Genomic DNA, 11,754 nt, shown 5'->3' on the forward strand with positions numbered 1-11,754 from the left:
ATGGGGAACAGAACGTTCCCCATTTTTTATTCTTTGCGTAACCTGTTCTATTTAACTTGTTGTTTTATCCCGTCTTTCCAATCAGACCAATGGTGCGATATTGCGTATGAGACAGCATGAGCAACGCGGTACGCATTGACGGTGGCCGGTTTATAGCCAGCTTTACTTTGCGTTAATGTCGTTAGTGGTGTGCTTTCTGGCGTTTCTTGATCAAAATTGGATGCCGTACGTAGGACTAATACCCGATCGAAGTCTAAGCGATTGGCTTGCGACGCGCGCTTCAATGCGGTAAGACTGGCATTATCTTCCATCTGTGTTGTACAAATTTTTGCTTTACCTTGCGTGAGTAAAGCTGCGTGTTTTTGCATGGCTTGCGCGATCTTAGACCCGGCCCAAAACGTATCACTGGAGAGCGTGTCACAGATAGACACTCGGGGCTTACTCGCAGCAATAGAGTTTGCTTTAAACGTCGAACGCTCCTTTTGCGCTTGTGGCGTATCGAATAGTTTCACTGATTTGCTGATTGTATACGCTTGGTTAACCAGAGCTTCGTTGAGATGATACACTTCTGTACCAGCATGCCATTGTGGCTTTTTGCCGGGAGCATCGCTACCTAATTCGAAGACACCATGCTGCCATGTTTTTGGGGTTTGGCGTGTGTCGATGCGGTGCAGTAACCCTCCATCAATCACATAACGAGCCCAATGAGCTGAACCTAGTGTCCCATATTTAGGCTCTACACCTCCGACACCCGCAATAATAAAATAAGTATGCGATAGGTCTAAGCGAGAATTGAATGCGACCGCAGTTAACGTGGTGGCTGCGTTCGCATAGCCCATTGCGGTTGTTACCATACATACATCATTATTGGTACAAGACATATTAGGATACTCGGGGTTGAGCCCAGGCAATGATATGGAGCGCGTAAACTTTTCCTCGTCAAGCCAAGGCTTAGCTTCGCCACCAAACATGGTGATGATCATGACTTTTGGCGTAATAATAGTGTGTTTATCGGTCGTATAAGCATTGGCTGAGCCAGCAACGGCAAGGGCGCTCAGCGCGGTGAGAAAAGAACGTGTTATCATGATATCCCTATAAAAGTAAAAAGCGCCAAGATACTAACAAAATTTTCTGAGGATCCCCAGAAGGTTATCTCAAGACGCGTATCAGGATAATGAAGGGCTAGTCCGCTCTATGCTCACGAACGGCTTGTTTGACTTGTGCAAAAGGATAGTCTGCCAACTGTGCAAAGCCAGCCATTTTATTGGCTTTCACTTTCGTTGTCATTGGGTTGGTTAAACCGCATAGAAAACGACTAATTGCAGCGTTTGTCAGCGTAATATCCTGCTGATGGCAAGCCTCAACAAACGGCGCGATCCACTGCGGAATGGCATCATGAGGCAGCGGGGCTAATTCAGCACTAGGCAGTTGTGCGACCGAGCCTGAACACACTGAGCAATGCCCACAATGCTGGGGAGCATGGTTATCAGAGAAATAGCGCGCCAGCTCTTGGCTCAGACAGTTATTACTCGCAAAAAAGTCTAGCATGACCTGAATTCGTTCAATTTCACTGCGCTCTTTTTGCAAAAAGAGTTGATGTAAACGTTCCACCACCTCTACTACTGGAGTCTCGGTATGTAATACCCGATAGACATCGGTAATTTGCTTACTTTCTAATTCGATCCAGCCTTGTTCATGAAAGTAGTCAATTGCTGCAATTACTCGGCGGCGATCGGCATGACATTGTTGCCATAAGCGCTCAAAATCTAATGTGTACCATATTTTGGCAGGAATAGAACATTGGAAGATGTCGGCAACAAATTGACGTCGCTCGCCGTTAAAACGCGCGATGATATTTTTGATTGAATCAATAAGTTTAAAGCGATAGGTCGCAAAATAGCTGTATTGAGCTTCTATCACTTGCTCAAGCTCTAGATAAACCAGTAACGTTTTTAGCGGCAGTAGGCGGATATGGCTATCGCGTGAAAGGCGATTCATCATTACTTCCCATTCCCCTTGCTCACTTTGATAGATTTGCTCAATAACGGTGGCAATCGAGGGTTTGTCGGGAGTATCTCCGTAGATGAAATTCTCTAACACATTCACATGTTCTGTATTGGCAAGTGTAATGCAATCTGACGGTTGCCCATCTCGCCCAGCTCGGCCAATTTCTTGTGAATAATTTTCTATCGATTTGGGTAAATCATAATGAATCACTCGGCGGATATCGGCTTTGTCTATGCCCATGCCAAAGGCGATTGTAGCGACAATGCACGGAATCTGACCTTGCATAAATTGAGATTGGATAAACTCGCGTTGGTCATTGGCTAACCCTGCATGATAGGCGATGGCATTGATCCCAGCTCGTTGCAAAGTACTGGCGACATCTTCAGCGGTTTTTTGTAATGTGACGTAGACAATTGTCGGTGAATGAGGCGCTTGTTGGAGTATATTTTCTAATTGAGCAGTTTTGTCTGCGTCTTGGCATGGCTGTACACAGAGCGTTAAATTGGGGCGATAGAAACCGGTAATCGTGATGGCATCACGGGGGATGGCGAATTTTTCACTCATGTCAGTGACGACTTGCTCCGTTGCGGTCGCCGTCAACAATAACACTTGAGGGATGTTTAACTCATGACGATAACGAGGCAGTTTTAAGTAGTCAGGACGAAAGTTATGACCCCATTCAGAAATACAGTGTGCTTCATCGACAACCAAGAGCGAAATCGGCACTTGAGATATAAACTGGCGAAAACGTTCGTTTTTTAGTCTCTCGACGGAAATCATCAAGATACGCAGCTCCCCTGAGCGCGCTTGTTGCATGACTTGCTGTACGCTGGCTCGGTCTTGGGTTGAGTCAATACTCGCCGCAGCAATCCCTTTGCTATGTAAAAACGCCAACTGATCTTGCATTAACGCCAGGAGTGGGGATATCACCAAAGTGAGATGCGGGAGATGTAAGGCCGGTAGTTGATAACAGAGTGATTTACCTGATCCGGTGGGAAATATCGCCGCAGCTGATTGACCGTCCGCGACACGTGAAATGACTTCTGATTGTCCATGCCGGAGTGTATCAAAGCCAAAATAGTGTTGTAGCGTGTCTTCAATGGGAGTCGTCATGTTGCTGTCCTCGGCTGGGGGATAAATACGAGCGGTGTTGGTACCCAAATAGCGTATAAAGTCCTTATCAATATAACTAATTTAATGCGACTTTAAGCTCTATGGTATCTCTGTGTGATGCGAACCACGCTTCGCCAGAGCGTCTCCCGCGACGTGGTATTCGCAGCACTATGTTATGAGGCGGTGTCTAAACGTATTGCTTTGACTACATAGATAAAGGCAAAGCAAGTGGTTAAGATGATGTGTTTTCGCCGGAAAGCAGTGGCTCTGCGTCGGTGAGAACATCTTTCCCGCCTAAGCTCTGATAAACCGTCGCTAAATTGACTAATTGGTTATAGCGATTTTCTAGTAATGCGGCTTTGGCATTACGGGCATTTTCTTGTGCATCTAACAAGTCAGTAATGCTGATTGCTCCGTTTTCATATTGACTAAGATAAATGGATTCGGCTTCTGAGGCATTATTGAACTGTTGTTGCAGCTTATCTTGTTGGATACGCAAATTAATCCGTGCGGATAGGGCATTATTCACATCTTCGAACGCGGAATAGAGCGTTTGGCGATAATTGACAACTGCGGTTTGATAATTCACATCTGATATATCACGGGTCAACTGCATTTGATTCCAATTTAAAAATGGCAGAGTGAGGTTGGCCCCCAGCGTACCAATAGGGTTAGACAGCAAGTTACTCAATTGCTCAGATGTCCCACCAATAGCACCGGTTAAACTCAGTTGTGGGAAAAATGCACCATCGGTAGCATCTTTTGAGGCTAAAGCGGATTTTAATTGATACAAAGCGGATTTAACATCAGGGCGACGTTTGAGTAGTTGCGCTGGAATACCGGCATGGATCTTCGGTAATTCGCCGGTTGGTAACGGTTTGAGTGGTAATGACATCGCTTTAGGCGCTTGATTAAATAAGACTGCCAACGCATTGCGAGCTTCTAAAAACTGCTGCACAAAACTGCTGTGAGTCGCTTCTAAACCCGCTAAATTGCGTTTTGCTTCAAGCACATTTAATCGTGACACCGCACCATGAGAATATTGGCTGTTTGCCAGCTTCAAAGTGGACTTTGCTGACGCGATATTTTCTTTGCTCAGCTCTAAGCGCTGGTGGAGATAATTAACTTGCCAATAAAGTTGGGCAGTTGTTGATACTAAGCTTTGTGCGGTCGCTTCTAAATCTTCTTGGCTAGCCATCGCGGCCCATGAGCTGGCATCACTTTGCCGAGACAGCTTGCTCCATAAGTCGATTTCATAATTTAAGCTAAGATTGGTTGAATAGCTTGCTGTACTGCTATTGCCGTTGTCGAGTGCTTTAGAGCGTTGAGCGGACGTTGTAGAATTAACATCTGGATAAAGTGCTCTTTCATCAATGCCTGCATTCAAACGGGCTTTTTTGAGCGTGAGTGCAGCAAGAATTAAATCGTTATTGGTGTTGAGTGTACGCTTAATTAATTGATTCAGCTTAGGATCGTGTAATTGAGTCCACCACTGGCTGGTAATGGCCCGTTTACTATCGATTGCTTTATTATGTTGCCACTGGGCTGGGACATCCGTTTGTGGAGCCTTAAACTCTGAACGGTTGACACATCCCACCATAAATGAAACGCACATTGCCACCGTGGTCATATGAATTATCGGTTTTATCATGACAAACTACTCTCTAGATAAGGCATCAATTGGGTTGAGTTTCGCAGCATTACGCGCTGGCAAAAAGCCAAACACGATCCCGATGAGGGTAGAGCATACAAACGCATAGACAATGGAAGCGGTTGAGTAAACCATTTGGATATTGCCTTTGACCACAGCGTCAAATACCGCCCCAATTCCAAAGGCTAAGCCAATACCAATCGCACCACCACACAGGCACACGAGAATGGCCTCGATAAGAAATTGGCGTAAGATATCGGCTTGTCGGGCGCCCACGGCCATGCGCACACCAATTTCTTTGGTTCGCTCTGTGACAGATACCAGCATAATGTTCATTACACCGATCCCGCCGACAATGAGCGAGATAATAGCAATCGCAGAGATTAAAATAGCCATTGTTTGCGTCGATTTCTCAACATTCTTACGCACGGTATCAAAGTTAAACGTAAAGAAGTCTTTCACGCCATGACGCATCTTCATGAGTGAGTTAATCGCTTGCTCGCCAGACTTCATTGGCGTGCCATCTTTAATGCGGATAATGATGGTGCTTAAATAATAACTGCCTAAAAATCGCGTATTAACCGTAGTATAAGGAACCCAAATTTCGAGCTGTTCACTATTGCCAAATGGACTACTGGTTGGCTCCGTAACGCCAATGATTCGCACTGGAATATTATTGATGATCAGCACTTTGCCAACCGCATTGGTGTCAGGAAAGATCTCTTTTCTCGTGTTGTCGTTAATGACGGCTTCTAATGCAATGGCGCGGGTACTTTGTGCATTGAATAACTGCCCACTGGCTAAGCTGAAGCCTTTCACACGGAAAAAATCTTGATTAACGCCAGTGAGGCGGGCGGTTTTATTTTTATCCAAATAACGCACGACTGCAGATGTAGAGATTTGCGGAGTGGCACTATCGACATAAGGCGCCGCTTTTAACGCTTCGACATCACTGTAATTAAGTGTTCGTATGCGGCCTGATTTTCGATCGCCAAATCCCTTCCCTGGATAGATGCTAATCGTATTCGTCCCCATGGATTTGAAGTTAGCTAAAATCGCTTCTTGTGAGCCTCGCCCCAATGCCACTACCGATACGACAGAGGCAATACCAATAATAATGCCGAGCATGGTCAGAAACGTGCGTAACTTATGGTTGGACATGGCAATGAGAGCCATTTTGAATGACTCAATTAATGCATCGACAAACTGACCCGCGAAACGAAAGCTCCGTGTTGAGGGCGGGGCATCGTCAGGCGGTTGTGTGGTCGAGATGACAGGATCTGATGCTATGGTTGGAGAAGATGATTTTTCAGTGACGGTGTCACTTATTATTTCTCCATCTTTAATTTCTATAATTCGGTCGGCAAACTCGGCGACTGCCATATCGTGAGTGACCAAGACGATTGTGTGACCTTGCTGATGCAACTCGCGCAACAATTGCATCATCTCTTGTCCGCTTTTACTATCAAGCGCGCCGGTCGGCTCATCGGCAAGAATAACATCACCACCATTCATCAACGCGCGTGCGACAGAAACGCGTTGCTGCTGCCCACCACTGAGCTGATTCGGTTTGTGATCCAGTCTATCGTGCAGGCCGAGCCGAGAAAGCAAAGCCGCCGCACGCTCTTCGCGGGCTTTCCGTTCTATGCCGGCATACACGGCGGGCATCTCAACGTTACCAAGGGCGTTCAAATCTCCTAACAAGTGATAGCGTTGGAAAATAAACCCGAAATACTCACGTCTTAATCTAGCTAGTTCATCCGATTCCATATGTGAAGTATCTTGTCCATTGACCAGATACTGACCTTTGGTCGGCTGATCAAGACAGCCTAGCGTATTCATTAACGTTGATTTACCGGAACCCGAGGAGCCAACAATGGCGACCATTTCGCCCCGATTAATCGTTAAATTGATGTCATTGAGTACCGTTAATGATTCGTCGCCGGCGCTAAAAGAGCGAGAGACATGACGAACTTCAAGTAAAGGTGTTGACATTAAAACGGCCCTCGTCCGATTTTATCGGCAAAGTTGTCACCGCCTGGCATACCAACAATCACTTCGTCTCCTTGTTTTAGTCCAGATTCTATCTCTGTATTCACTTTGTTATTTACGCCGATAGTCACATCACGATAGACCATCTTTCCTTGCTCTAAAACGGGCACTGTATAATGATTTTTCCCTGTGTCGTCAGTGGTAGAGCTAACAGCTTGAGAGGGCACCATCAATACGTTGTTGGCGTCTTGTAGAACAATAGAGACTTGAGCTGTCATACCAATTCGCAAAATGTGATTTGGGTTGGCAATATCGAATAATCCATAATAGTAAATCGCATCACTATCACCTGCGGATAAATTACTGTCATCGCCAGTCATGATAGTCGGCCCCGGTTCTATCGCACGCAGCTTGGCTACGTATTGATGTTCGGGATCGCCCATAATGGTGAAATGCACCGGCATGCCAGGTTTTACATGAATGATATCTGCTTCGGAAATCTCAACCTTGACGGTCATTTTGTTTAAGTTAGCCAACTCAATAATGGTGGGAGTGGTTTGATTGGCATTGACGGTTTGACCTTCGGATACCGCTTTATAAACAACGGTGCCGTCCATAGGAGCTGAAATAGTGGTGTATCCTAAGTCGACTTTGGCGGTATCAAGTGAAATGGTCGCCTGCTGAATTTTTGCATCCAGTTGCTCGGCCTCTGCTTTAAAAATGGCAAGATTAGCTTCAGCACTTTCATAATCGGCCTTCGAGCTGGCTTGATCTTTGAGCATGGCTTGTTGACGTTGGTATTCTGCTTGCGCCTGGCGGATTTGTGCTTGTTTGGCGCGTAGTTGAGCTTGCAGACTATTGAGTGATGCCTGTGCTTCTTTTAGAGTATTTTGTTGCGTCATGCTATCGATTTGTGCGACGAGCTGACCTTGTTTGATATCGTCACCCAAATTGACCGCTAATCGATTAATTTGTCCTGATGCCTGCGCGCCGACTTCCACCATGGTTGATGCATGCAACATACCTGTCGCCAATACGGTTTTTTCAATGTTACCCCGGGTGACCGGCTGAGTCGTATATTGCGGTTTTTCTGGTTCTGGAGCCATTAAGATATAAGCACCACCTGCAATAATTAATAAAATTAACGGGATAAAAACGATTTTACGTTTTAAAAAAGTAGGCATAGATTGTGAGTGCTCATGGTGGGTGAATGAAACGTATTAGATATTTATAAAACGAATTGAGCAGAGATGCAAAGATAAAAAGGCTGAAATATTAATGGATTACAGTCTTATCTATAAACCGGGGGCAAACGTTTGTTTTCGCCCCCGGTTATAAATATATGATTATTAGCTAATTAAGCCTTAACAGAAGACTTTTACCGCTAAGCCGCCTTGAGAGGTTTCGCGGTATTTTGCATTCATGTCTTTGCCTGTTTCAAACATGGTTTCAATCACTTTATCTAACGATACACGGGGCGCTGATGAGCGGCGCATGGCCATACGGGTTGAGTTAATGGCTTTGACGGCTGCGATACCATTACGCTCGATACAGGGAACTTGCACTTGTCCCGCGACGGGATCGCAAGTTAGCCCAAGATTATGCTCCATGCCAATTTCTGCAGCGATGCAGACTTGCTCTGGACTGCCTCCCAGTAATTCGGCTAAGCCAGCTGCAGCCATTGAGCAGGCAACGCCCACTTCACCTTGGCAGCCAACTTCAGCTCCTGATATCGAGGCATTTTGTTTATATAAACCGCCAATGGCACCAGCCGTCGCAAAATAACGTAAATAATCTTTCTCGGTTACCGTTTGAATGAATTTGTCGTAATACGCTAATACCGCGGGAATAATACCACACGCACCGTTGGTGGGCGCTGTGACGACACGTCCGCCAGCGGCATTTTCTTCGTTGACGGCAAAAGCATACATATTGACCCAATCAATCACGGCCATTGGATCATTGGTCAGTTTTTCTGACGTTAATAGCTGTTGATGAAGCGCGGAGGCGCGGCGCGGTACACGTAAGGGGCCGGGTAAGAGTCCTTCGGAATCAATACCGCGGTTCATACAGCTTTGCATGACACGCCATACATTCGCAAAATACGCTTTGACGTCATCTTGGCTATGAATCGCGTGCTCGTTTTTCATGACAAGCGCACTGATAGAGAGCCCGTGTTCATGGCATAAGTTGAGCAGCGTTTCGGCATTGGAGAAAGGATACGGTAAGACGACATCGGTTTCGAGTGATTGGCCAAAATGCTCTTCATCGACAATGAATCCACCACCAATACTGTAGTAGGTTTTACTTAATATAACGTCGCCGTCTTTCCATGCGTGAATCTGCATGCCATTTTCGTGCAGCGATAAATTACTTTTATGGAAATTCATACCGCCATCACGAGGGAAGGTGACGTGATGTTGGTAGGCATCTATCGGCAATTGCTCCGATTGCTCAACGTGTGCGATAAATGTCGGGATGTTGTCGATATCGACAGTTTCTGGTGATTGTCCAGAAAGACCCATGATGATCGCAATATCCGTGTGGTGACCTTTCCCTGTCAGTGATAGTGATCCATAGACATCCACCGTAATCGTATCGACTTGGTGGAGTGTTCCTGCTTGTTGCAGATCATCAATAAATTGTTTACCGGCTTTCATCGGCCCCACAGTGTGAGAACTGGATGGGCCAATCCCAACTTTAAAGATATCAAAGACACTAATCATGCATTTACCTCGAAAAACAGCTCCTGATAGCATGGAAGAGAAGCTGAATATGACCGCTCGGGAAGAGAGTTCATCCCGATAACAAGTTGATAACGTTTGAGCGGCGTAGACTACCTAACTCATGAGGGAAACACCACTAATAACGAACAGAATTGATGATTAAAATCGCCACCTGCATGCTATGTGCACAGTTAGGTGTTCATTGACGATTTATAATGAAATTATGATGGGTGAGGTAGGGCTAACTGGCGTTGTAAGGCATGAATGATTTGGGCTGTTACGCCCCAAATAAGATGATGGTCATGGGTCATCCCATGCACTTTATGTGCTTGATTACCTGAAATGAAGGTATAAGAAAATAGCTGCATGGGATTAAAAATCTTGTGCGCTGGCACTTCAAATACTTCAGCGACTTCGTTCGGGTCAATAGAGGGCATGTAATCGTCGGGAATGAAGGCAATAAACGGCGTGACCTGAAAATGACTGATGGTTGCGAGTGGAGGTAATTGGCCAACGACAGTCATATTCTGAGCTGGCACTCCAATTTCTTCTGTGGTCTCGCGTAGCGCGGTTTCGAGCAATGAGCGATCGCTGGGCTCGTAGCGGCCTCCCGGGAAACTCACTTGTCCGGGATGATGGCGTAAATGCGCGGCTCGCCGAGTAAAGATGACGTGCAGACCTGTATCTCGCTCGACTAATCCGATCAGCACACCTGCATGGCGAAGGGCTACGTCATCACGCCCAGACGGGATGAGCGACGGTTTTCTTGGTGTCGGGTATGCCGCCGGCGGTGTAAGCACGAAATGATTTAAAAAGTCGTTCTTCGATAAGGGGGACACGGCATATTCCTTTTAGTCATTGAATCATTAATCGTAATGCGCTTTATCTAACAATGGCAATATACGAGACAGTTTATCTAATGTTTCTTGATATTCATCATCCACTTGACTATCCGCAACTAAGCCACCACCAGCCCAAACATACAACTGATTTTGACAGGCAATTAGAGTACGAATCGTAATGCTGGTATCCATTCGTCCGTGCCGACTAATATAACCAATTGAACCACAATAGAGGCTACGGCGGTGGGGTTCGAGCTTCTCGATGATTTGCATGGCACGAATTTTTGGAGCGCCCGTAATTGAGCCACCCGGGAAGCATGCTCTAAGTAGTTGCGCCATCGTGTAGTTATCGTTTAATTCGGCGGTAATCGTGGAAACCAAGTGATGCACTGCGGGAAAGGATTCGACTGCAAATAAATGCGGCACACGCACAGTGCCAGGTTTGGCGACTTTTCCCACATCATTGCGAAGTAAATCAACAATCATTAGATTTTCGGCCTGATCTTTCTCAGCGTTTGCCAGCTCAAGCGCTAGGGCTCGGTCTTGTGCGGGATCGGCACTACGCGGACGCGTTCCTTTGATAGGTTTGGTATCAATAGTTCCGTGGTTCGCACGCAGGAAACGCTCTGGCGATAGGCTAATAATGGCACCTTGCTCTAAGCGAATAAACGCCGAAAACGGTGCACTATTCTCGCTTTCTAACTGTGTATAAATATGCCATTCGTCGCCTTGATAAGGTGCGTTGAAACGTTGTGTGAGGTTGATTTGGTAGCAATCGCCACTCAGTAAATGCTCCTGCACGGCTGCAAATTTCTCGGCATATTGGTGTTTGGTCATGTTCGATTGCCAACCACCCAATGATAAAGGTGTGGCGGGCTGGGGAGTTTGTGCTTGCAACCAAGCCCATGCGGCTTCGATGTGCGCTCCCACGACTTGCGCGGTTTTTTTATGATGGTCAACCACCACCGCCCACTCATACAAGCCGATTGCCATATCTGGCATATCGATATCATGTGCCGCCGTGGCGGGTAAGTCTTCAATGCGTCGCCCTAGATCATACGCCCAATAACCGAGCGCACCACCGACAAAGGGGACATCTATCTCACACTCTAGATCGGGTAAATAGTGCTCTTGATATTGTGAAGTGAGAACAAAGGGGTCTTCGTCACTGGTTTCAGACGTATGTGGCGTGACGACGGTGGTTTGACCTGCAAATGTCGTTAATGTGACGAGAGGCTGAGCCACGAGGACATCAAATCGGCTATCTTGATGGTTCTCGGATGATGATCGTAACAACATCGCCCACGGAAGATGTTGTATTGGTTGGAATAATTGCTCAGCAAGCTTAGGAGCATAAGCGAGTTCTTTGGTATCAATATGAGTGTTTTTTGAGTGATTCATGGGCTTTATTTGATATATGACC

8 protein-coding genes are annotated in these 11,754 nt (G+C 46.2%); all 8 read right to left on the bottom strand.

Going from position 1 to position 11,754, the window contains the following annotated elements:
- Window positions 1-47 precede the first annotated feature (47 nt).
- Complete coding sequence (locus tag OCU30_RS06035; protein WP_077313078.1) at window positions 48-1,085, bottom strand: purine-nucleoside phosphorylase; 1,038 nt, start codon at window positions 1,083-1,085, stop codon at window positions 48-50.
- A gap of 97 nt (window positions 1,086-1,182) precedes the next feature.
- Window positions 1,183-3,120 (bottom strand): RecQ family ATP-dependent DNA helicase, encoded by a 1,938-nt coding sequence (locus OCU30_RS06040; protein WP_077313077.1) that lies wholly within the window; start codon window positions 3,118-3,120, stop codon window positions 1,183-1,185.
- Window positions 3,121-3,352: 232 nt separating this feature from the next.
- Entirely contained in the window at window positions 3,353-4,771 is a 1,419-nt protein-coding gene (locus tag OCU30_RS06045) for an efflux transporter outer membrane subunit (protein ID WP_235861826.1), read from the bottom strand.
- Window positions 4,772-4,777: 6 nt separating this feature from the next.
- Window positions 4,778-6,766, bottom strand: a complete 1,989-nt coding sequence (locus tag OCU30_RS06050) for a MacB family efflux pump subunit (protein ID WP_077313076.1) — start codon at window positions 6,764-6,766, stop codon at window positions 4,778-4,780.
- A complete protein-coding gene (macA, locus tag OCU30_RS06055; protein WP_077313075.1) occupies window positions 6,766-7,947 on the bottom strand; it encodes a macrolide transporter subunit MacA in 1,182 nt (393 codons plus the stop codon). Before macA ends, OCU30_RS06050 begins: the two co-directional genes overlap by 1 nt.
- A 180-nt stretch (window positions 7,948-8,127) precedes the next feature.
- Window positions 8,128-9,489, bottom strand: coding sequence for an L-serine ammonia-lyase (locus OCU30_RS06060; protein WP_077313074.1), 1,362 nt, complete (start codon window positions 9,487-9,489; stop codon window positions 8,128-8,130).
- A gap of 221 nt (window positions 9,490-9,710) precedes the next feature.
- Window positions 9,711-10,328 carry a CoA pyrophosphatase gene (locus OCU30_RS06065; RefSeq protein ID WP_077313073.1) on the bottom strand — a complete coding sequence of 206 codons (618 nt, stop codon included), beginning with the start codon at window positions 10,326-10,328 and terminating at the stop codon, window positions 9,711-9,713.
- Between the two features lie 27 nt (window positions 10,329-10,355).
- A complete protein-coding gene (gene pabB / locus OCU30_RS06070; protein WP_077313072.1) occupies window positions 10,356-11,732 on the bottom strand; it encodes an aminodeoxychorismate synthase component I in 1,377 nt (458 codons plus the stop codon).
- Between the last annotated feature and the right edge of the window lie 22 nt (window positions 11,733-11,754).

This window comes from Vibrio palustris, from assembly GCF_024346995.1.
Lineage (GTDB): Bacteria > Pseudomonadota > Gammaproteobacteria > Enterobacterales > Vibrionaceae > Vibrio > Vibrio palustris.

Bases quoted from the DNA above. Each gene is read 5' to 3' on its own strand.
- OCU30_RS06060 (WP_077313074.1), bottom strand. From the start codon at position 9,489: ATGATTAGTGTCTTTGATATCTTTAAAGTTGGGATTGGCCCATCCAGT.
- OCU30_RS06035 (WP_077313078.1), bottom strand. From the start codon at position 1,085: ATGATAACACGTTCTTTTCTCACCGCGCTGAGCGCCCTTGCCGTTGCT.
- macA (WP_077313075.1), bottom strand. From the start codon at position 7,947: ATGCCTACTTTTTTAAAACGTAAAATCGTTTTTATCCCGTTAATTTTA.
- OCU30_RS06045 (WP_235861826.1), bottom strand. From the start codon at position 4,771: ATGATAAAACCGATAATTCATATGACCACGGTGGCAATGTGCGTTTCA.
- OCU30_RS06050 (WP_077313076.1), bottom strand. From the start codon at position 6,766: ATGTCAACACCTTTACTTGAAGTTCGTCATGTCTCTCGCTCTTTTAGC.
- pabB (WP_077313072.1), bottom strand. From the start codon at position 11,732: ATGAATCACTCAAAAAACACTCATATTGATACCAAAGAACTCGCTTAT.
- OCU30_RS06040 (WP_077313077.1), bottom strand. From the start codon at position 3,120: ATGACGACTCCCATTGAAGACACGCTACAACACTATTTTGGCTTTGAT.